Origin of the sequence: Endozoicomonas sp. NE40, from assembly GCF_040549045.1 — a bacterium.
Taxonomy (GTDB): domain Bacteria; phylum Pseudomonadota; class Gammaproteobacteria; order Pseudomonadales; family Endozoicomonadaceae; genus Endozoicomonas_A; species Endozoicomonas_A lisbonensis.
The window spans coordinates 1,504,173-1,525,152 of sequence record NZ_JBEWTB010000002.1; the positions used below are offsets into that span (position 1 = coordinate 1,504,173).

General features: G+C 49.4%; 17 protein-coding genes. 10 read left to right on the plus strand and 7 right to left on the minus strand.

Going from position 1 to position 20,980, the window contains the following annotated elements:
• The 5 genes from V5J35_RS07730 (at position 1) to V5J35_RS07750 (ending at position 8,561) form a co-directional block, all read left to right on the plus strand.
• Positions 1-1,269, plus strand: a complete 1,269-nt coding sequence (locus V5J35_RS07730; protein WP_354010695.1) for an efflux RND transporter periplasmic adaptor subunit — start codon at positions 1-3, stop codon at positions 1,267-1,269.
• On the plus strand, positions 1,266-4,430 hold the full coding sequence (locus tag V5J35_RS07735) for an efflux RND transporter permease subunit (protein WP_354010696.1): 3,165 nt from the start codon (positions 1,266-1,268) through the stop codon (positions 4,428-4,430). Before V5J35_RS07730 ends, V5J35_RS07735 begins: the two co-directional genes overlap by 4 nt.
• 80 nt (positions 4,431-4,510) lie before the next feature.
• Entirely contained in the window at positions 4,511-5,482 is a 972-nt protein-coding gene (locus V5J35_RS07740) for an HlyD family secretion protein (RefSeq protein WP_354010697.1), read from the plus strand.
• Positions 5,482-6,399, plus strand: coding sequence for an ABC transporter ATP-binding protein (locus tag V5J35_RS07745; protein WP_354010698.1), 918 nt, complete (start codon positions 5,482-5,484; stop codon positions 6,397-6,399). The genes V5J35_RS07740 and V5J35_RS07745 overlap by 1 nt, the downstream gene beginning before the upstream one ends.
• Before the next feature lie 494 nt (positions 6,400-6,893).
• Entirely contained in the window at positions 6,894-8,561 is a 1,668-nt protein-coding gene (locus tag V5J35_RS07750) for a hypothetical protein (RefSeq protein ID WP_354010699.1), read from the plus strand.
• A gap of 71 nt (positions 8,562-8,632) precedes the next feature.
• Here the strand turns inward: V5J35_RS07750 and V5J35_RS07755 are convergent, their stop codons facing one another.
• On the minus strand, positions 8,633-9,817 hold the full coding sequence (locus tag V5J35_RS07755) for a deaminase domain-containing protein (protein ID WP_354010700.1): 1,185 nt from the start codon (positions 9,815-9,817) through the stop codon (positions 8,633-8,635).
• Between the two features lie 198 nt (positions 9,818-10,015).
• Between V5J35_RS07755 and V5J35_RS07760 the strand changes: the two genes are divergently transcribed.
• Positions 10,016-11,113: an ABC transporter permease gene (locus tag V5J35_RS07760; RefSeq protein WP_354010701.1), complete on the plus strand. Its 1,098-nt coding sequence runs from the start codon at positions 10,016-10,018 to the stop codon at positions 11,111-11,113.
• A gap of 10 nt (positions 11,114-11,123) precedes the next feature.
• Here the strand turns inward: V5J35_RS07760 and V5J35_RS07765 are convergent, their stop codons facing one another.
• Complete coding sequence (locus V5J35_RS07765; protein WP_354010702.1) at positions 11,124-11,735, minus strand: flavin reductase family protein; 612 nt, start codon at positions 11,733-11,735, stop codon at positions 11,124-11,126.
• A 179-nt stretch (positions 11,736-11,914) separates the two neighbouring features.
• Between V5J35_RS07765 and gdhA the strand changes: the two genes are divergently transcribed.
• Positions 11,915-13,264, plus strand: coding sequence for an NADP-specific glutamate dehydrogenase (gene gdhA, locus V5J35_RS07770; protein ID WP_354010703.1), 1,350 nt, complete (start codon positions 11,915-11,917; stop codon positions 13,262-13,264).
• Positions 13,265-13,307: 43 nt separating this feature from the next.
• Here the strand turns inward: gdhA and bioF are convergent, their stop codons facing one another.
• Both bioF and bioB read right to left on the minus strand, forming a co-directional pair.
• Positions 13,308-14,486, minus strand: a complete 1,179-nt coding sequence (bioF, locus tag V5J35_RS07775) for an 8-amino-7-oxononanoate synthase (RefSeq protein WP_354010704.1) — start codon at positions 14,484-14,486, stop codon at positions 13,308-13,310.
• A gap of 6 nt (positions 14,487-14,492) precedes the next feature.
• On the minus strand, positions 14,493-15,542 hold the full coding sequence (gene bioB, locus V5J35_RS07780) for a biotin synthase BioB (protein WP_354010705.1): 1,050 nt from the start codon (positions 15,540-15,542) through the stop codon (positions 14,493-14,495).
• 191 nt (positions 15,543-15,733) lie between these two features.
• Between bioB and V5J35_RS07785 the strand changes: the two genes are divergently transcribed.
• On the plus strand, positions 15,734-16,267 hold the full coding sequence (locus V5J35_RS07785) for an avidin/streptavidin family protein (RefSeq protein WP_354010706.1): 534 nt from the start codon (positions 15,734-15,736) through the stop codon (positions 16,265-16,267).
• An 18-nt stretch (positions 16,268-16,285) separates the two neighbouring features.
• On the opposite strand, the gene V5J35_RS07790 is transcribed toward V5J35_RS07785, so the two are convergent.
• Positions 16,286-16,753 (minus strand): divergent PAP2 family protein, encoded by a 468-nt coding sequence (locus V5J35_RS07790; RefSeq protein WP_354010707.1) that lies wholly within the window; start codon positions 16,751-16,753, stop codon positions 16,286-16,288.
• A gap of 132 nt (positions 16,754-16,885) precedes the next feature.
• On the opposite strand from V5J35_RS07790, the gene yaaA reads away from it, so the two are divergent.
• Positions 16,886-17,659 carry a peroxide stress protein YaaA gene (yaaA, locus tag V5J35_RS07795; RefSeq protein ID WP_354010708.1) on the plus strand — a complete coding sequence of 258 codons (774 nt, stop codon included), beginning with the start codon at positions 16,886-16,888 and terminating at the stop codon, positions 17,657-17,659.
• 53 nt (positions 17,660-17,712) lie between these two features.
• Here the strand turns inward: yaaA and V5J35_RS07800 are convergent, their stop codons facing one another.
• A complete protein-coding gene (locus V5J35_RS07800; protein ID WP_354010709.1) occupies positions 17,713-18,240 on the minus strand; it encodes a TIGR00645 family protein in 528 nt (175 codons plus the stop codon).
• Positions 18,241-18,496: 256 nt separating this feature from the next.
• Here V5J35_RS07800 and V5J35_RS07805 point away from each other — a divergent pair, with 256 nt between their 5' ends.
• Positions 18,497-19,897, plus strand: a complete 1,401-nt coding sequence (locus V5J35_RS07805) for an OmpP1/FadL family transporter (protein ID WP_354016308.1) — start codon at positions 18,497-18,499, stop codon at positions 19,895-19,897.
• Here V5J35_RS07805 and V5J35_RS07810 read toward each other — a convergent pair.
• Positions 19,885-20,934 carry an NAD(P)-dependent oxidoreductase gene (locus V5J35_RS07810; protein WP_354010711.1) on the minus strand — a complete coding sequence of 350 codons (1,050 nt, stop codon included), beginning with the start codon at positions 20,932-20,934 and terminating at the stop codon, positions 19,885-19,887. The genes V5J35_RS07805 and V5J35_RS07810 overlap by 13 nt on opposite strands.
• Between the last annotated feature and the right edge of the window lie 46 nt (positions 20,935-20,980).

Sequence of the window (20,980 nt, forward strand, 5' to 3'; positions counted from 1 at the left end):
ATGGGTTTATCGATAGCCAACAGTAAAAAATGGGCCAAAATTATTGCCCCCTGCATTGTCCTGATAATGGGTGTTGCCGCAGCCAGTTATTATCTGGAAAGCAAGCCCAGAATACGTTCAAGACAAGGCCAGCCCGTTGCCCGGCTGGTGCAGGTGCAAACCATCGAATCCGGAAGCCAGCAGCCGTGGATAACCGGCAATGGTCAGGTAGTAGCCAAACGGGAAGTTGATTTGCGCTCCCAGCAACGTGGTACTGTGGTCAGCCTGCCTGATACCTTTATTCCCGGCGGCTTTGTCCACAAAGGCGAAGTATTACTGCAAATTGATCCCAGGGATCATCTGCTGCAAATCGAGCAGTCACAGGCTGGTCTGGCAAAAGCCAGAGCCACTCTGGAAGAAGAGCGAGGTCGTCATCGTGTAGCACAGCTGGAATACGATCTGTCCGGAAAAGAACTGCCAGACGATGAAGTAGGACTGGTTTTGCGTCAGCCACAGCTGGCTGATGCTGAAGCCAACCTGAAACGGGCGCAGGCCGCCTTGTCCAAAGCCCGTATTGATTATGAGCGCACCCGGATTGAAGCACCGTTCGATGCCCAGATCACGGCAAGGCATATCTCCATAGGCAGTATGGCGCGCGACAATATGAGCCTGTTTGAACTGGTGGCGACTGACGCCTTCTGGGTAGAAGTCAGCCTGCCAACACAATACCTGCCCTGGCTGAAATTCCCCTCTAATAACCAGCATGAAACCGAAGACGGACATTGCACAGGCTCTGTCGTACGTATCCGGAATGTCGCCGACTGGCAGGAACACGTTTACCGGGAAGGCTGTGTTATCAGCCTGTTGCCGGAACTGAACAGCCGTGTTCGTACCGCAACAGTACTGGTTGAAATCAAGGACCCGCTGGCACTGCTCCCTGAAAACCGGGGCAAGCCGCAGGTGCTGGTTAACGAGTTCCTGCAGGCCGATATCCTTGGCAAGCAGGTAGACAATGTCGTCAGCCTGCCTCGTCGTTTGTTGCAGAATGGCAACCGCGTCTGGCTGATGAATACGGAGAACAAACTGGAGTCCAGAGAAGTTACCCTGTCCTACCGGGGTCGTGACCATGTTCTGGTGGATGGCGGCCTTGTTGCCGGTGAAAAACTGGTCACATCAGCAATACCGGGAGCCGTTGAAGGTATTGCCCTGCGTACAGAGCCTCGCAGGCGCCGCAGGGATATGGTAGCCCAGCAGGAGCCGTCTGAAGCCGCTGACAAGGAGTCTCTATGAGTCAATCGCCCGGGGGGAAATTGCTGGAGACTCTCACCAGCAAAGGGCCAATTGCCTGGATGACTAAAAACAGTGTAACCGCCAACCTGCTTATGCTGTTTTTTATCATTGGTGGCCTGGTCACCTCTTTTCAGATTCGAAAAGAGGTCTACCCCAACTTTGAAATGAACTCGGTACGGGTCACTGTTTCTTACAACGGTGCCACTCCGGATGAAATGGAAATGGGCATCGTCCTGCCCATAGAAAACGCCATTCGGGGCATTGAAGGGATTAAGCAGGTCAACTCCCGGGCGCCGGGAGGGTTTGCCAATATCACCGCCGAACTGATGAACAATGTCAACGTTGATCAGGTGCTGCGGGAAATTGAAAGCGCCGTGAACCGGACAAACCTGCCAGCCGGTGCCGAAAAGCCCCGGGTTGTCCGGTCTGCTACCCGTCATGAATCCATGGAACTTATCCTCTATGGTGACGTAGACGCCATTGCCCTGAGAGAAGCCACCAGTCAGGTGCGGGATATCCTGTTGCGCTCGGCTTACCTGACCCAGGTTGAAATGCACTGGGCATCCCGTTACGAAGTGAAGGTTCTTGTCGACCAGGCCAACCTTGAACGCTACAACCTGACGCTCAACAACATTTCCAGCACCATTGCCAACCATGCGCTGAAACAGTCTGGTGGCAAGCTGGATACCGAGGGGGGCGATATCCTGCTTGAAGTCGACAACCGTCAGGAGTGGGCAAAGGACTTTGAGTCGGTTCCGGTAGTGACAACACCTCAGGGCGGGTATATCTACCTGGATGAAATAGCCACCGTGGAAGACGGCTTTGCAGACCGCAAATTCCAGTTCTATTACAACGGCAAACCATCCACCAGTATCAAGATTTACCGAATAGGCGAACAAACCCCCATTGGCATTTCCGATGCGGTGCATGACATGCTGCCCCAGCTCGAAGCCGCTTTGATACCGGGTGTTCAACTGGAGATTGTTAACGACGACGCCATTTTATATCGGGCGCGTATGGGGCTGTTGCTGAAAAATGCTTTCTCCGGTCTGGTGCTGGTACTGATTGTTCTGGCGCTGTTTCTGGAACTGCGCCTTGCGTTCTGGGTCACTATGGGCATTCCAACCGCCTTTCTGGGCTCACTGATCTTTCTGCCAGTGATGGACGTGTCGATCAATATGATTTCCATGTTTGCCTTTATTATCGCGCTGGGAATTGTGGTCGATGACGCCATTATTGCGGGGGAGAATGTCTATGAACGCATGAGTCAGGGGATGCCATTTACCCGGGCGGCCATCATTGGCGTTAAGGACATTGCTGTTCCACTGACGTTCAGTATCCTGACTAACATTGTCGCCTTTATCCCCATCTGGTTCCTGCCCGGAACACTGGGCATGATGTTTCAGGTCATACCGCTGGTTGTAGCCACCGTGTTTGTTATTTCCTGGATTGATGCCCTGTTTATTCTGCCTGCTCATCTGGCGCATCTGAAGGAAGATAATCCTGCCGCACTGTTCCGCTACGCTAATGCCATACAGTCGAAGTTCAGCAAAGGACTGGAATGGTTTATTGAACGACTCTATAAACCGGCCATGAGAGTGCTTCTGGAGTTCCGCTACCTGATTGTTGCCATCGGCGTCGCCATGCTGGTGACCTCCATCAGCTACGTAAAAGGCGGACACCTTGGCTTTACCACGATGCCCAGGGTTGAGGCTGAGTTTTCCGTTGCCCGGGTGACCCTGCCACTGGGTACCTCACTGGAAGAAGCCAACGACGTTCGTCAACGTCTGGAACAGTCTGCCCAACAGGTAATGGATGAAAATGGCGGACGCGACCTTGTAAAAGGTATCTCCAGTATGCAGCGCAACAGTGAAGGCGAATTCCACGTTGTGGTCCGGATGTTCCTGCAGCCTTCTGAAATTCGGGAGATGAGTACCCGGGATGTTTCCCGCACCTGGCGGGCTGTCACCGGCGATATCCCTGGCGTCGAAGGTGTTCGCTTCTCTTCCGCCGGTGGTGGGCCGGGTGGCGACGTGGCAGGTGTTACGGTAGAACTGCGCCACCACGATAACGACCTGCTGGAAGAGGCCAGCAATGAGCTGACAGGCCTGCTGAGCAGCTATGCCGGGGTGGTTGATATTGAAAACTCCTTTGCTTCCGGCAGCAGTAAACTGAACCTGGTACTCCTTCCTGCCGGACAAACCCTTGGCCTGAATGAGCGGGAACTGGCGCGTCAGGTTCGTGCTGCCTTCAATGGTGTGCGGGCTATACGACAGCAACGGGGCAGTGAGGAAGTCGATGTCATGGTCATGCTGCCCGATCACCAGCGATCCAGCGAGTTTGACCTTGAGCAACTGCCGGTTCGGGTGGGTAACAGCTATGTTCCCCTGTCGCAGGTAGCTTCCCTTGAGAGGGACTATTCTGCCTCCCTGATTCAGCGCCGGGAAGGTCGTCGTCGGGTAACGGTCAGCGCGGATATCACTCCTTCATCGGAAGCGATGACATTAAGCCAGACTCTGGCTGAAGAAATCTTTCCGGTTCTGAGAGAAAGCTATCCGGGGCTGGATGTTGGTTTCCGTGGTGACCAGATGGAACAGAAAGAGAGCATGGACAGCCTGTTCACCAACGGCATTATGGTCATGCTGGCACTGTACTGTCTGTTGGCGATTCCGTTCAAAAGCTATACCCAGCCACTCATTATCATGACCATTATTCCTTTTGGTCTGATTGGCTCGGTTCTGGGTCATATCGCACTGGGATACACAATGAGTGTCGTCAGTCTACTCGGGGTTCTGGCACTCAGCGGTGTCGTTATTAACGACAGTCTTATTCTGGTTACCGAGGCTAACCGCCGCCGGGAAGAAGATGGACTGGGCGTACACGACGCTCTGATTGCCGCCTGTGGACGACGTTTCCGCCCTATCATTCTGACAACACTGACCACCTTTGGTGGCCTTGCGCCGATGATTCTGGAAACCTCTAACCAGGCTCGCTTTATGATTCCTATGGCGATCTCACTGGGCTTTGGCATTCTGTTTGCAACGTTTATTACCCTGCTGCTGTTGCCCAGCATGTACTCAGTACTGGAGGACATCAAAGCGCTATTTATCGCAAAACCTGAAGTTAGCGCAAAACCTGAAGCAGAGCCACTTAATAGTTAAGTTGGCCCTGCCTTTTATCATGGAAGTGCTATCATTGCTCACTGGAGAAAGTCACCGGAGAAAAATAACCGGGTGATGCAATGACCACTTCCAGACTTCACGCTGTTTTATCGCGTCTGCCTTTTCTCTTTACTTTCAGCCTGATTCTCTCAGGCTGCACAAACGACTCTTCCACGCAGATTCTGGGTACGCTTGAGCGCGACCGTATTGTTCTGTCTGCCACTTCGTCTGAAATTATCGTAGAGGTTCTCACACCAGAAGGCTCCAGGGTGACAGAAGGTGACCTGATCCTGAGGCTGGATGACCAGAAACAACAGTCTCTGGTTGCTTCTGCACAGGCTGAAGTGGAGAGAGCCGAAGCTTACCTCGATGAACTGAACAGTGGCGCACGACCGGAAGAAATAGCGGCAGCCCGCGCCCAGGTGGCCAGCCAGAAGGCACTGTATACTGAAGCCCGGAAAAACTACGAGCGTATCTCGGTACTGGTCGAAAAAAACACGTTAACGCAGTCCGACCTTGATACTGCGCTTGCCAAACAAAACTCCCTGTCTGCCAACCTTCAAAATGTAAAAGACAAGTTGCAACTGTTATTGCAGGGAACAAGGATTGAAACCCTTGAACAGGCTGAAGCATCACTGGTCAGAGCCAGGGCGGCTTTACAGCTGGAACGGCAAAAGCTGGATGAACTCTCCCTTTATGCCACCCGGGACAGCTGGCTCGACAGCCTGCCCAGACACCAAGGCGAAAGGGTTGCAGCAGGAACCCCGCTGGCGGTTCTGCTGGCAGACAACGTCCCCTACGCCCGCATTTATATTCCTGAACCGGTTCGCACTCAGGTCAGTGTCGGCGACAAACTGGCTATTCATATAGACGGCGTCGATCGTATTTATACCGGAACCCTGCGCAAGGTTGCTCTCGATCCGGCATTTACTCCCCATTACGCCCTGAATGAAAAGGAGCGATCCCAGCTGGTGTATCTGGCAGAGGTTCAGCTGCCACCATCAGCCGCGGAATTGCCAACAGGCATTCCGGTTCAGGTGGAGTTGCCCTGATGCCCGGGCTGGCAATAAAGGCAGAAGGGCTTACCCGACGTTTCGGGGACTTTGTTGCCGTCAATAATCTTGACCTGATGATTCCGGAAAAAACTATTTATGGTTTTCTGGGACCCAATGGCTGTGGCAAATCCACCACTATGCGCCTGCTGACCGGGCTGCTGACGCCCAGCGCCGGGCAGGTAACAGTGCTGGGTATGGACATTCCAAAAGACTCGGAAGCACTGCGGATGCGGCTGGGCTATATGACTCAGAAATTTTCCCTGTACGATGACCTGTCCGTGGAAGAAAACCTGAAGTTTATTGCACAGATTTATAACCTGCCCGCCAGAACCAGCAAACTCCGCATTGAACAACAACTGTCTGAGTTCGGTTTAAACCAGCGTCGTAAACGGCTGGCTGGCAGCCTGAGTGGCGGTCAGCGGCAGCGTCTGGCTCTGTCGGCCGCAACCCTGCATCAGCCGGAGCTGTTACTGCTGGATGAACCCACATCTGCCGTTGATCCGGAAAACCGCAGGGACTTCTGGGAAACCCTGTTCGACCTCTGCGAACAGGACACCACCATACTCGTTTCAACCCATTACATGGATGAAGCGGAACGTTGCCATGGGCTGGCTATTCTCGAATCCGGCTGCAAACGGGCAGATGACTCTCCCAAAGCGCTGCTGGAAAACCTGGGCGCCCATGTGCTGGAAGTCGATGGTGATAATCTGCGACAGGTAAAAAGCACTCTGGAATCTCTGCCCGGGGTGTTATCCACAGCTCAGCAGGGTACCCATTTGAGAGTTCTGGTTAAAGAACAGTTTTCAACACCTGAGCAATGGCTGCATCAGCAGTACCCTGAACTGATGGCTGACCGCACTATTCGGCAGGTACGACCCAGCCTGGAAGATGTCTTTGTGCAGTGTACGAGATAACAACTGCACCAGAAATTACAACAGTAACCCTTTGCCGGAAGCTGAATAGCTGCAATGAATAGCTGCAATGAATAGCCACAATGAATAGCCACAAAAAATGAACTTATTATTGATTCGCTGATCAAAACACCAACTGTACCAGTCAAAATAGTATTAAAAAGGATTTTAGAATGAACTTGACCAGTACCAAGCCATTCCCAGATACAACAGCACCTCTACAAGGAAATAAAAGCGTTGTATCAGATTCTGAAATGGCTAAAAATGTGCGATCCGAAAACCCTTCAATGCAATTGAGCAGGCATTCAGAAACAGAAAAAAAGGACATCCCCCTCCAAAATAGAAGTTTAAAGAAAACCTTAAACCCAGACGAATCAAAACAAAGAAAAGTCTACAATAGACTCATTGAACTGGCTGATGCTTCTGAAAAAAACAACGATTACAAAAAGCTCAGGATTTTTTTAAATAATTCTACGATTTTGAAATTTGTAGAACTAATGAGCGATGAAGAGAAGTTAACCCTCACCCGAAGATTATTTGAAGAAAATAGAGTAACTGATCGCGAGTGTTTTAGCACACAGATTGGAACATACCTGTTTACTCAACAATCACCCTCTTATATTTCTCAGGCTACCCAGGAAGATGGCTCAGCCACTTCACCGTTAAACTGGGCTGTCACCGGATTAGGGTTGGAACATCCGGAAACCCGTTCAGTTTACTCTGAAGAGTTACTCGACCTGCTGGGACAGGCAAATTATTCAGACCAGAAAAAAACTGAACTCTTACCTACCGTACTGGTTGAGACCCCGGGCCATACAGGCGTCAGCCTTTTGGAGTTGAATGAAAGCAGCCTTTTATTTCCGGAACTTTATCTTAACAAGCATTTCTGCAATGACATCGCCTCTCTGAAAAATGAATTTCTTGAGTGGTTTAAGGAGACAGTGAACAAGGAAATACCTGATCCGGAAATGCAGAAAAAAGTATTCAGCTGTTGCGAGAAGATGATGGACATCACTTCCCATTTGCCCGTTCTGAGTAAACTGGGAGAAAAGCTGGCCTTACAATTTGAAAGAAAAAACGTCTCAATTCCGGAAGATCCAGTACCCAATCGTTATTCAGTCAGGAACTTTATAGCCGATAAAAAACGCCACCCTGGCTATTCGGAAGACCATATAGCCTGCCTGTTCGACGACTATCTTTCAAAAAAACCTATACACCCTTACCTGGCAGGCTATAACGGGAAAGGCTGCTTTTTCTCCCGGGAAGATACCCGGGATAGTTTACGCATCGCCATGAACGAAGTATGTGAGGAAAGCGGAAGCGACCTGAAAACCGGCTCTTCTCCGGTTTTCATCGGTTATATTCATCCAACCATTGCTGACTCTGTTGCCAGTAAAAATGGTTTCCTCGATAGTAACTGGTCAATGAACTTTCTTCACGGCAAGTTCTCTCACTCACTAGCATTAACCACCCTTGCACAACTGGCCCAATTGGATCGTGAAACTCTCGCTGCTATCGTCAACAACGATTTATGGTATCTGATTCTGGACTCCGATCCCTACCAATATGTTGATACAAAAACGCCATCTGAGAATAAGCACTATATGCTGGGTGAAGATGCCCTTAAAAAGATCAATCGCTCAGCCTTTAAATACCATACACTGCTGACTACCGGACAGCTTTCAGCCAGTCTTTGTCAGATAAAAGACGTGATCGGACTTTATCCTGAAGAAAGGCAAGCCGAACTATTGGCTGATTTTTCCAGAAATATGGGACTGGAAGATCCATTGGATATGAATAAACTCACTGAAATGACAAATAACATCCGGGTATTGGAAATGGTCGTGTCAACCAAACACCTGAATTCCATTGAGCGGGTAAGGGAGGCTAATCCGTCATTTTTCAAGACACAGAGCGCTAATGACTTATATTGTCCGGATGATTTTTTCAATGATGGCGGGTTTGGTTTTTTTCTCGATAATTTCAGCAAAAGCTGTCAGGAAAAGGCAAAGAAATACCTTGCAAAAGGTTATAGTGTGTATGGTGTTAAATTTCCGCTAGATTACTCTGAGGAAGAACTCGCCGCTAATCCCGGGGGGCATCTTGTCACCACCGTTGAAGAGCTTGAGAAGTATCCATATTTTATTGCTTATCCTCAAACCTGAAAATTGTTGCGCTAAAGAATGACAATAATGATCCTTTACCGGAGGCTGGATAACTACCATAGGCTCTCTTTTTATCCAATGACAATATTGATTGTTGCTTTGGGCAGCATGCTACGTAGCTGTTCATTGATAACATGATTGCAAGACACACACAGTTCCTTTCTGGACCAGAGACTGATAGTTCCAGTGTATTCGGCTCTGTCTGGAATTGCAGATACAAGGCAGGTGGCCAGCTTAAACTCTGCGTCATAATTGCGTTCATAATCACTGCTTATTTTGCTTCTGCACGCAGTAGCTTTTAAAAGAGAAGTGTTCTCCTGAGCCTTAACACCAGCAGTATGTTTTCCGCTGACGGCAAAATTTGAGAATAATAATGATGGATCTGAAAGACTGTGTGTCGCTGTCATGATAGCCACGTTTCTACGATTGATAGCGTTATAACACTGCGCTCTCGGAGTTTTACTGCCAAACTGATAGAGAGATGAGTCTCTGTATCGGTAGTAATCAAGAATCATGCTGTAACCATCCATTGTTGCTGTTAACCCTTCCGGCACTTCAACCTGAGGGGCTGGACGAACAGGACACCACTGCTGAAAATTCTTTACCTTTTGACTATAGAGATTCATTTGTGTACGGCTTTGCGCAGGCTCAACAATTTCTTTTGCCCTGTCATGAAGTGAAGCGAGCCTGTTCATCTCCTCAGCATACTTTGATTTTTCTTCATTACTTTCAGATGCCTTAATCTGGATATACAAAGCCGTTTTACGTTTACCTATTTCCTTACAGAAGAGGTTAATATCCCCCTGGAGTTTATTTACATAAATTTTTATCTTCAGAAAATTTTTCATCCGACTGATAGAGGATGGCTCCGGACAATAGGAAGATGCCCGGCTACCATAAAGTCGTTCTGCTTCGTGCTGGCTTTCTTTAAGCAATGAGTCGTTGGATTGATCGGGCAACAACCACTGTTTAACCTCATGCCGCTTTTCTGAATATTTGCATGCCCGCTCCTGCAGTACCAAAAGTTTTGCTTTCCACTCACAAACATTGACGTTGCGGCCTGAGATAACCAGAGCGGAGGTTCCGGGTAAGGGAGCAGACAATACAGCACGGATTCGGATATTTTCCTGATTGAGTTTACGAGCTTTATCATCAGTGGCTCCAGAACCAGTATCACTATCCCTGGAAGACCAGGTATATGCTATTGTCCTTTCAGATTCTATAGTTGATATGGGCTGCATCAGGGTTCTGCTCACTCTTAATTTAACTTCTGCCTCTCAAAAAAGCGTTAGATTATAAAAATAAAAAATAGTTTCATATTTTGCTCTGCCAGCAGGACTCATTAATGGTTTCAGTATTTGTTCCTGTTAAGTCAGTTCATCCGGAATATCTATACTTGGTCTTCTCATGCCAGAAAAAGTTATCAACTGGATAAATGGCACAGAGGAGTTTTTATGAGCAGCCTGCAGCGCATTCTTGCTATTTTCATGAAAGAACTTCGGCAGCTGGCAAGGGATAAGCCCACGTTTGGCATGGTGGTCATGATTCCCCTGATTCAGTTACTGCTCTTTGGCTATGCGATTAATACCGATGTGCGCCATTTGCCCGTGGCCGTTGTCGATTTTGCCGATAACACAGGCAGCCGCGCAATGATCGCTGCCGTTCAGGCATCACAGGTAGCCGATGTCATTCGCTATGAACACAGCGTCCTGCAGGCTGAAGAGCTTATGCGACAGGGCGATGTGCGCGCCATCCTGATTATTCCCGGAGACTTTGAGCATCGTATGGCTCTCAGGGAAATCGCTGCCCAGTGGCTGGTTGATGGCTCCGACCCGATGATCAGCAGCGCCATAAAACAGCTGAGGGATATGTCGGCAGGCGCAATACCCGGCTTTTATTCCGAATCTATAAATCCTCTCTTTGAAATTACCCTGTACTACAACCCTGAGCAGCGGGCTGTGGTGAACATTGTTCCCGGTCTGGTTGGCGTTATTCTGACCATGACAATGATCATGTTCACCTCAGCGGCCCTGGTTCGGGAACGGGAGCGTGGTAATCTTGAGTTGCTGATCACAACACCGGTAAAACCTGTGGAACTGATGATTGGTAAAATAGTGCCGTATGTTTTTATCGGATTGCTGCAGGTATGGATTATCCTGTCGCTCGGATACCTTATCTTTTCAGTACCGATTGATGGCAGCGTGGCTCAGATGCTCTGGGCAACCCTGTTGTTTATCGCAGCCAGCCTGACGATGGGGTTAATTCTCTCGACTCTCGCAACCACACAGTTGCAGGCCTCACAGATGACCGTGTTTATCTTGCTGCCTTCGATACTGCTGTCAGGCTTTATGTTCCCCTTTGAGGGTATGCCGAAAGCAGCTCAGTGGCTGGCCGAGCTACTGCCAGCCACTCATTATATGCGACTGATGCGGGGCATTATTCTGCGTGGTGCCAGTATCAGCCACATGTGGATGGATGTGACAGCTCTCGTCATCTTTACCCTGTCGGGTATTGTGATTGCTGCCATGCGGTTCAAGAAAACTCTCGATTAATCGCAAAGGGTTAATCGAGGATAGGGCGATCTATGGCAAACCGGTCTCGTGTGGTGGAATAATAACTGCCCTCCATACGACCCACCGTATCGAGCTTACTGACATTAATACGATCCCCGTCTTTCAGTTCATCATTCACATGAATATGGCAGATCTGCCCCAGTATCAGATTACCCGCCAACGGGTCGTTGCCAAATGAAATCAGGTCATGCAAACGACACTCATAATGAACCATCGCTTCCTGAACAGAAGGCGGCTTAACCAGAGATGACGGCATAGCCGTCAGCCCTGCCTGTTGCAGCTCGTCGATGTGATGCTCGTAAGGAGCGGAAGTCTGGTTCATGGCATCGGCAATGTGATGACTGACAACATTCACCACAAATTCCCCGGTATTGCGGATATTGTTCAGGGTGTCTTTGCTTTTGCCAGTACCGTCCAGCAAAGGTGAAAAACCCAGTACAGGCGGGTTAACACTCACCACATTAAAGAAAGAGAAAGGTGCCAGATTGACAATGCCCTGATCATCAACACTGGATACCCAGGCGATCGGTCTTGGTGTAACGGTACTGATCAGTAGTTTGTAGACATCCTTTACGGGGGTCGCAGTTGGATCGATGTGCATGACCGGTTCTCTTTATAATTCAGATTTTTGGACGGCTTATCAGTATAGACATAACCAGAAAACAATCGCGATCGCCAATAATTTTGAATCTATTGACCCAGACACATATTGAAATCCTGTTTTGGTAGTAGACTTTCTGCATAGAGAAAGAAAAAATTCACAATAAAGGAGAGTTCCAAATGTTCTCCAGTCAACTGAACCTCGATGAATTCATGTTGGGGCTGCACAAGCGTAACCCCCACGAGCCTGAGTTTCACCAGGCTGTACAGGAGGTCGCCCAGAGTGTTATCCCTTACATTAATCGCCATCCGCAATATATCAAGGCCCGCATCCTTGAACGCATGACGGAGCCTGACAGAGTCATCAGCTTTCGGGTCTGCTGGGAAGACGATGAAGGACATATACGTGTGAACCGTGGCTATCGGGTTCAGTTTAATAATGCCATTGGCCCTTACAAAGGCGGCCTGCGCTTCGCCTCAAACCTGACACTCGATACGCTCAAATTTCTGGGTTTCGAACAGACCTTTAAAAACAGCCTGACCACCCTGCCCCTGGGCGCTGCAAAAGGCGGCTCGGACTTTAACCCTAAAGGAAAAAGTGACCGGGAAGTGATGCGTTTCTGTCAGTCCTTTATGACCGAACTGCACAAGCACATTGGCGCGCACACCGATATTCCCGCCGGAGACATTGGGGTAGGAGCCCGTGAAATCAGCTACATGTTTGGTCAGTACAAGCGTATGGAGAACGAATTCCGGGGTGTATTAACCGGTAAAGGGCTGGAATACGGTGGCAGCCTGGTTCGCAAGGAAGCCACAGGGTTTGGCACCGTGTTCTTTACTGAGGAAATGTTAAGAGAGCATGGGCATTCACTGGAAGGCAAGACCTGCGTGGTGTCCGGCTCTGGTAATGTTGCCCTGTATACGGCTGAGAAAATCATTGAACTGGGCGGTAAAGTGGTGGCTATGTCCGACTCTTCAGGCAGTTTCCATGCTCCTGACGGAATCACCAGAGACCAGTTAATCTGGCTTATCGACCTGAAAGAAGTGCGCAGGGGTCGCATCAGCGAATTTGCCGAACAGTTTGGCTGTGAATTCCACAGCGACACCAAAGTCTGGCAGTTCCCCTGCCAACTGGCGTTTGCCTGCGCCACACAGAACGAGCTGGACCTGCACGATGCCAAAACCCTGCTAACCAATGGCTGTATAGCAGTAGCCGAAGGCGCAAATATGCCCACCACTCTGGAAGCCGTTCATTTTCTGCAAGAGAAAGCTGTTCTGTTTGCGCCTGCAAAAGCGGCAAATGCAGGGGGCGTTGCTGTATCTGGCATGGAAATGAGTCAGAACAGCATGCGAATGTCCTGGTCAACCGAAGAGCTGGAGCAGCGCCTGCACCTGATTATGCGCAATATCCACCAGCAATGCCTTACCTATGGACGGGATGATAACGGCCAGATTGATTACGTTCAGGGAGCGAATATTGCCGGGTTCAAAAAAGTGGCCGATGCCATGCTGTCATACGGTGTCGTCTAATTAGAAGCAGCCCTGAGCTGCTCTTTAAAAAAGGCCGGGCAGGTCATGCAGCCTGTCCTGGTTTATGCCAGACAATGCTCTGCAGTGCCTCAACCAGTCTGTCAATATGTTCCCGGGTATGGATTGCACTGAGCGTAACCCGTAACCGGGAGCTTCCTGCAGGAACGGTAGGCGGTCGAATCGGGGTTACCAGTACACCAAGATCAAGTAATTGCTCACTCACCCTCAAAGACTCTTCAACACTGCCAACCTGAATCGGCTGAATGGCAGAGTCGGAGGCCATTAAAGGAATCCCCAGACTTTCACAGCTTCTGCGAAAATAGATGACATTTGACGTTAGTTGCTGGCGACGCCACTCATCCCGTTCAACCACCTTCAGGCTGGCTCGCGACGCTTCGGCAATCGCTGGCGGCATCGCCGTGGTATAGATATAACTGCGGGCAAACTGAATAAGATTTTCAATCAGGGTTTCAGAGCCTGCTACAAAGGCACCTGCAGTGCCAAACGCTTTACCCAGGGTCGCCATCATGACAGGTACGTCATCCGTGGTAAAACCGCCTTCCTTTAAACTGCCCCGCCCACCTTTGCCAATGCAGCCAAAAGCATGGGCGTCATCCACCATCAGTCCCGCCTGATATTGTCTGGATAATTTAACCAGCTCTGCCAGTGGTGTTCTGTCACCATCCATACTGAACACACCATCAGTGGCAATGAGCTTACGCCGGGCTTTGCTTTTTTTCAGCCTGCGTTCAAGGTTACCCATATCGAGATGCAGGTAGCGTTGAAACCTGGCACCCGACAAACGCCCTGCATCCAGCAGGGAGGCATGATTCAGCCGATCCTGAAACAGAGCATCCCCGGGACTCAGCAAGGCACTGATCACACCAAGGTTGGCCATATAGCCAGTAGAAAACAGTAACACTCTGGCTCGACCCGTAAACTCAGCCAGTTCCTCCTCAAGCTGCCGGTGCGGGCGGCTGTGACCATTAATCAGTGCGGAGGCGCCACTCCCAATACCATAAACGTTTGCCGCCTGCTGGAAGGCAGACCTTATCTCAGGATGGTTTGCCAGCCCCAGATAGTCGTTGCTGCAAAACATAAGGCAGGGACGGCCATCAACCATCGCTTCCGGCTTCTGAGGACTGTCCAGTATGACCCGCTGACGGAAAAGGCGCTGTTCACTGCGCTGCTCAAGACGCTCTTCAAGATCAAAGTTCATCATGGGGCATTACCCTGCCGCAGCGTCGTAATAAAGCGGTTCAGCTTCAACCTCTTCTCTTTTCATGCCCAGCTTTTCAAACAGGGCCATATCCTGGTCGCTATCCGGCAAAGGTGTGACCAGCAGCTTCTCACCAAGGAAAAGGCTGTTTGCCCCCGCCATAAAGCACAGGGTGTGCTGCAGCTCATCCATCTGCCTGCGACCAGCACTCAGTCGGATATGGGCGCGCGGCATCAGGATACGGGCAACCGCAATGGTGCGGATAAACTCAACCGGGTCCAGTTCTTCTGCCTCTCCCAGAGGTGTGCCTTTTACCCGTACAAGAAGGTTAATGGGGACACTGCCAGGGTGTTCGGGCAAATTCGCCAGCACCCTGAGCATACTGGCCCGGTCCCGGACAGTTTCTCCCATTCCCAGAATGCCACCACAGCAAACATTGATGCCCGCTTCCTGTACATTAGCCAGCGTATCGAGACGGTCACTGAAAGTCCGGGTGGTGATGATATCACCGTAATATTCAGGAGAAGTGTCGAGGTTATGGTTGTAATAATCCAGCCCCGCCGCTGCCAGCTCTCTGGACTGCTCCGGGGTAAGCATGCCAAGCGTGACACAGGTTTCCATACCCAGAGCTTTGACAGCACGAATCATTTTTATGACACGAGACAGATCGTTGTCTGAAGGGCTGCGCCAGGCAGCCCCCATACAAAACCGGGTAGCGCCATTGGCTTTTGCCTGCTTTGCACGCTCCAGCACATCGTCAATCTGCATCAGTTTTTCTTTCTTCAGCCCGGTATGGTAGCGACCACTCTGGGGGCAATATTTGCAGTCTTCCGGGCAGGCCCCCGTCTTGATGGACAGCAGCGTACTCAACTGAATACGGTTTGGGTCAAAAAACACCCTGTGAATCTGTTGCGCCCTGTACATCAGGTCAAGAAAGGGGATATGAAAAAGCGCTTCAACTTCCTCCCTGCCCCAGTCATGCCTGACAATATCTTGCCCGGGAATATCATGCCCGGGAATAAGAGAGTCAGCCTGCTCAACCGATACTTTTGAAACCATCGTTCTTGAAAACCATCTGAGCGATTTATCTGTTTTGTTTCCAAAGTCTATGAGCAGTCTTTCCTATGTCAACCTGAAAATAAAATTAAAGTTTACATCTAAAAGTCAATTGACGTATCAGTGAGCTTTAAAAAACAGAATCATTGACTATTTTTAGATCTTGCCAACTTCCTCAATCAGACGATTATTCCATGAACAAAATAACTATCACGAGGTTGCTTATGTGCGGCTTGTTGACTACGGCTGCAGCAGCACCTTTATCAATCGTCAACGCTACACCTGCGACTCAGGAACCGGCACCAGTACAGCTGCCAGAGCCATCTCCTGAACAGACAAAAGAAGCCAGCGACTCAGTAAAACAGCAGGAACTGTTTCACGGATACTGGGTAAACCAGAGAGGTTCCACACTGGATATCAAGGAACATGAGGGGCTGTTAAGCGGTTATTTCACAACAGCCGAGGGTAAAACCAGAAGCTGCATCGGCGTGCCGGTGGCAATTACCGGGTCATCCAACAAAAATGCCATGGCCATCAGTTTTTCTATGGGGAGTTGCGGGTCGCCTGCTACTCTGGCAGTCACCGGCCTGATCATGAAAGACAAAAACGGTAACGAGCAACTGAGAACCCAGGCACTAATCCAGTTCAATGGAACAGAAAGCTGGGATTCACAGGTGCTGACCACCGATTTTTATACCCGACAGGAACCTGCTAAAAAACCACAGTGAATGGGTCAGGCAACCTGCTCAGGAAAGCAGGTAGCCTTCCATGACTAAGCCCACAAGTATGCCCAGAGATGCGCCGATCACCACTTCAAAGGGAGTATGCCCCAACAGCTCTTTCAACCGTTCATCGTGAACTTTTTCTTCGATCTTATGCGTCAGCCGTTCAATAATTTTATTGAGTACCCCGGCCTGCTTACCGGCAGCCCTGCGGATTCCGGCAGCGTCGTACATCACCACACTGGCAAAGATGGTTGCCATGGCAAACTCGCTGCTGCCCCAGCCTTCAATCAACCCCACACAGGTAGCCAGTGAGGTGACTGTCGCCGAATGAGAACTGGGCATGCCCCCGGTGTCCCACAGACGCCGGATATTAATCTGCCCTTCCATCAACACCGAACTGATGACCTTGTAAAACTGAGCACTGAACCAGGCAATAAACACCACATCCAGAATTTTATTACCCAGAAACACACCCGATTCTAATAACATCGTGTTTCAAACAACCATGAACAAAAACTTTGGCTGTGAACGTTACCAGCTTTATGGCCTGCTAGAAAAGCTTTTAGCAAGCGTCTAGTATTGAGTTCCATCGTACAAGATAAATAAGAGGCCGGAGTCATTATGCTGATGGTTGTTTCCCCAGCCAAAACGCTGGATTACGATACCCCACCTGTTACCAGTGCATCCAGCCAGCCGGATTTTCTGGAACAGTCTGAAGCGCTGATCAGACAGCTGCGCACCCTCACTCCGGCAGACCTTGGCAGCCTGATGAAAATCAGTGACAAGCTGGCGCAACTGAATGTGGCACGTTTTGAAGCCTGGCAGCAACCCTTCACTCCGGGCAATGCCAAACAGGCCGTACTGGCTTTCAAAGGCGATGTATACACGGGGCTGGATGCAGAAACCCTGACGGAGAAGCAGCTCCAGTTTGCCCAGAAGCATTTGCGTATTCTGTCCGGCCTGTACGGCATCCTGCGTCCATTGGATCTGATGCAGGCTTACCGCCTGGAAATGGGAACTAAGTTTGCCAATGATGATGGAAAGGATCTTTATGCATTCTGGGGCGACCAGATCACTGAAAAGCTGAACGAAGAAGTCACGGCACAAAAACATAAAGTGCTGGTTAACCTGGCTTCCAATGAATACTTCAAATCAGTCAGGCCAAAACAACTGGATGTACCGGTGATCACCCCGGTCTTCAAAGACTGGAAAAACGGACAATACAAAATTATCAGCTTTTATGCCAAAAAAGCGCGCGGCCTGATGTGCCGTTATGCCATTGACCAGAAAATCACGAAAGCTGAACAGTTGAAAGGCTTTGATTATGAAGGCTATGCCTACAACGAATCCATGTCGTCTGATAGTGAGTGGGTATTTATTCGGGATGAGGTGTAATTAAAGGGAAGGTAGCAGGGTCAGAGATTTCTGACCCTGCTGAAGAAGGAGTATTAAAGATCAGTACTGCTGACCGGGTCAGAAATGCGTTTTTTCTTAACGGTGTAGTAATCCAGCATGCCCATAAAGAACGCAGAGGCAACAAAGGTCAGGTGAATCACCACATACCAGAGCAACTTGTCGCTGGCTACGTTTTCCGCATCCATAAACACTTTCAGAAGGTGAATGGAAGAGATCGCCACGATAGATGCAGCCACCTTGGCTTTCAATGAACCGGTGTCCATCTTGCCCAGCCAGCTGAGGCGTTCAGTGTCATCATCGATATCCAGCTTGGAAACAAAGTTTTCATAGCCGGAATACATCACCATAATGATCAGACCCGCTACCAGCACCACATCAATGAGAGTAAGTACCTTAAGAGTGACCTCGGTGTCTTTCATATCGATCACATTGAACAGCAGGTAGCCCACACTCTGATAAAACTCTATCAGCAGAACCACCAGCACCAGACTCATTCCCATATAGATCGGGGCGAGAAGCCAACGCGCCGAATACAGCAAACGCTCAATCAGTCTTTCCATACACTCCTACCGCAAAATTTAAGAATCGTTTGAAATGCACATTAAGGATTCGAACTGCTGATATCAAGCAGCATTCGCCCTTGTTTACCTGCAAAATCTGCATTTTTCACAGTTTATAATATTTTGTTAACAAAACAGATACATACATTTCATTTAGCTATATATAGGCTAGCCCAAATTATACATATTTGTGATTTTCACGACATTTTCGTGACATTTAATCACAGTAAACGGATGTTGTTGTCCCGGAGTTGTAATGAGTCACGTCCTGCGTCGTAAAGCCTTTTTGATCTCTTCTCTGGCACTGGCTGTTGGTGCCGGTAATGCTGTGGCGGGTGGCTTTGAGAAAGCCACACTCTGGGACGCAAAATACAGCGCACTGGCGGGCGCAGCTGTTTCATCTGTAAACAACTCCAGCGCAATCTTCTTCAACCCCGCCGGTCTGGCCTTTGCAGAATCTAACGACTTTGCGCTGCACGCCTCCCCAACCTGGACGCAGGCCAGTGGTCCGGCTGATGGCGAAAACTTCATGAAAGGTGAGCGTGGTTTTTCACCAGCCGGTGGTTTTACCGGTTTGTTCCAGCTGAATGATCGCTTCACGATGGGTTATGGTGTTTATGCTACCGGTGGAGCCTCAGCGAGTTATAAAGATGTAACCGTTGGCAACGTTTCAAACATTCCAGCTCTTGACACCAGTGTTACCGGTGATTACTCCACCAAAATTCAAATCGTTGAAGCGGGCCTGGGCCTGGCCTATCAAATCAACAACAACTGGTCTGTCGGTGGTACTTACCGTCTGACCTATGCCACAGCAGACATTAATATCCTGTCTGAAGCTGATGTCCTCGGAGCCAACGTTGGCGCAGAGGTTGGCTATAACGATATGAGTGGCTGGAACAACTTTGGTGTTCGCCTTGGTGCCATGTACCGTCCTGACAGTGAACGCTGGGGCTGGGGTATTAACTTCCGCTCTGAAGTCAAGGCAGAGGTTGACGGGAAAGCCAGTTACAGAACCGGCAATTCTGTGGTCAATGACCGAAGTGGCTATGACCGTATCGATGCAACCGCCGAAACCGCACTACCCATGCAGATTTCTACCGGTGGTCATTATCTCCTGAATGACAACTGGACCCTGTACGGTGAAATTACCTACTCCGAATACAGCAATAACGAAGAAATTGCATTCTCCAGCAAAGAAGAAGATGTAGCTGTACCTCGCATCAACACTAACTGGAATGATCAGTACAACTACCGTATTGCTGCTGAATACACAGGCATTGATGGCTGGTCCCTGCGTGGTGGTTACATCTACACGACACCGGTTGTTCCAGAGGAATACGCAGCCCCAACCTTCTCAACAGCTGGCAATGCCCACACCATCACCTTTGGCGCAGGTACAACCGTCATGAACGGCCGGGTTGACCTGGACTTTGGTGCTGAATACAACCTGGTTAAAAATAAGGACGTTAAGGGTGGCGGCAACCTGACTGATGACAAGCCGGTTCCGGGAACCCCGATTGTTATTCCTGGTACCAAATCAGCTCCAGGCAAATACGAGTCCAACGCATACGCCATTCCATGTCACTGCACGTTACAAATTCTGATCGTTGAATCAGTGGGTATAAACAGGGGCTATAACCCGGTTTACACCCACTGATTCAGATCTATTCCCTGTGCCTGACAAAATCTCTCTGCCAGAGGCATAATGATCTGATCCGGGGGCTGATGTACACCAACTGGATACGACTGTTCTGTCAGTAGCTTTCCACATTCGTTGTATAACGCAAAAATCGGATCAATAAACTCCATCAGGGTTGGATCATCAAGAATAAAATTAAAGGTATGCTTCTCATTTAAAACCGTCTCTCCCGGAAAAGCATCACCAAATTCATCTTCACCGCCCATATTAATCAGCCTGGCAGGGCTGTTAATAAACTCACTGACGGGATAATTGTTTTCAATAACACTTTTAATGCCTGTCGCCGTGACAACAAAGTTCGCTTTCTGAACTTCTTCAACCACTGACGCTACATTCTTTCCATCAACAAAGCGGCTGTGTTCCGGAAAGGGCAGATCCGCCTGTAATTCAACAATATGAACGTCAGCCTGCTCATCCAGCAATGCCCGACAAATCCCCTGCCCCACCTTGCCAAACCCAAACAGCAACACTCGCTGACCCGCCAGTTCAGTAAAACCAGCCTGCTTCATTGCCCTGACCAGACTCTCACCGGTTCCAAGAGTGGTTTCAAAGTTTTTAATCAGGGTGGAATCAACATCCAGGCACACTTTACTGCTCTGAATCCTGTATTTTTCCAGACCACTTCGGGTGAGTTCAATATGACCCAGAGTGGCTGAATAGTTCGTATATTTGCCACAGCAATCAAAAATCAGATCAAAAGTCTGGCCTTCAGGGACTTGCTGATAGCAGGCGACCCCCAGTCCAGCCATAAAAGCGAGCACCTCCTGATCTGGTTCAATAATATCCGGCCAGGAGAGTGTCACTCTGGCACCTCCGGCGATAACGGGTAGCAATGCAACAAGCGTATTTCTGGTTAATGGAGCCGCATATAAAAGCCTTTTTCCGACAAAGGGTTTCTCTATGGCAAACTCTTTTAACTGGTGGTTCAGACAAGGGTATTCATCAGGCGAATAGTATGAACTGATTACCTGAAATATCGCTGATTCAATAGACACATTGACACCGTTTTTTTATCACTATGCAGCAATCAGTGTAGATGTC

What these genes read in the sequence shown, in the direction of transcription:
- V5J35_RS07730 (WP_354010695.1), top strand. Translation starts at nt 1, where the DNA reads ATGGGTTTATCGATAGCCAACAGTAAAAAATGGGCCAAAATTATTGCC.
- V5J35_RS07735 (WP_354010696.1), top strand. Translation starts at nt 1,266, where the DNA reads ATGAGTCAATCGCCCGGGGGGAAATTGCTGGAGACTCTCACCAGCAAA.
- V5J35_RS07740 (WP_354010697.1), top strand. Translation starts at nt 4,511, where the DNA reads ATGACCACTTCCAGACTTCACGCTGTTTTATCGCGTCTGCCTTTTCTC.
- V5J35_RS07745 (WP_354010698.1), top strand. Translation starts at nt 5,482, where the DNA reads ATGCCCGGGCTGGCAATAAAGGCAGAAGGGCTTACCCGACGTTTCGGG.
- V5J35_RS07750 (WP_354010699.1), top strand. Translation starts at nt 6,894, where the DNA reads ATGAGCGATGAAGAGAAGTTAACCCTCACCCGAAGATTATTTGAAGAA.
- V5J35_RS07760 (WP_354010701.1), top strand. Translation starts at nt 10,016, where the DNA reads ATGAGCAGCCTGCAGCGCATTCTTGCTATTTTCATGAAAGAACTTCGG.
- V5J35_RS07765 (WP_354010702.1), bottom strand. Translation starts at nt 11,735, where the DNA reads ATGCACATCGATCCAACTGCGACCCCCGTAAAGGATGTCTACAAACTA.
- gdhA (WP_354010703.1), top strand. Translation starts at nt 11,915, where the DNA reads ATGTTCTCCAGTCAACTGAACCTCGATGAATTCATGTTGGGGCTGCAC.
- bioF (WP_354010704.1), bottom strand. Translation starts at nt 14,486, where the DNA reads ATGATGAACTTTGATCTTGAAGAGCGTCTTGAGCAGCGCAGTGAACAG.
- bioB (WP_354010705.1), bottom strand. Translation starts at nt 15,542, where the DNA reads ATGGTTTCAAAAGTATCGGTTGAGCAGGCTGACTCTCTTATTCCCGGG.
- V5J35_RS07785 (WP_354010706.1), top strand. Translation starts at nt 15,734, where the DNA reads ATGAACAAAATAACTATCACGAGGTTGCTTATGTGCGGCTTGTTGACT.
- V5J35_RS07790 (WP_354010707.1), bottom strand. Translation starts at nt 16,753, where the DNA reads ATGTTATTAGAATCGGGTGTGTTTCTGGGTAATAAAATTCTGGATGTG.
- yaaA (WP_354010708.1), top strand. Translation starts at nt 16,886, where the DNA reads ATGCTGATGGTTGTTTCCCCAGCCAAAACGCTGGATTACGATACCCCA.
- V5J35_RS07800 (WP_354010709.1), bottom strand. Translation starts at nt 18,240, where the DNA reads ATGGAAAGACTGATTGAGCGTTTGCTGTATTCGGCGCGTTGGCTTCTC.
- V5J35_RS07805 (WP_354016308.1), top strand. Translation starts at nt 18,497, where the DNA reads ATGAGTCACGTCCTGCGTCGTAAAGCCTTTTTGATCTCTTCTCTGGCA.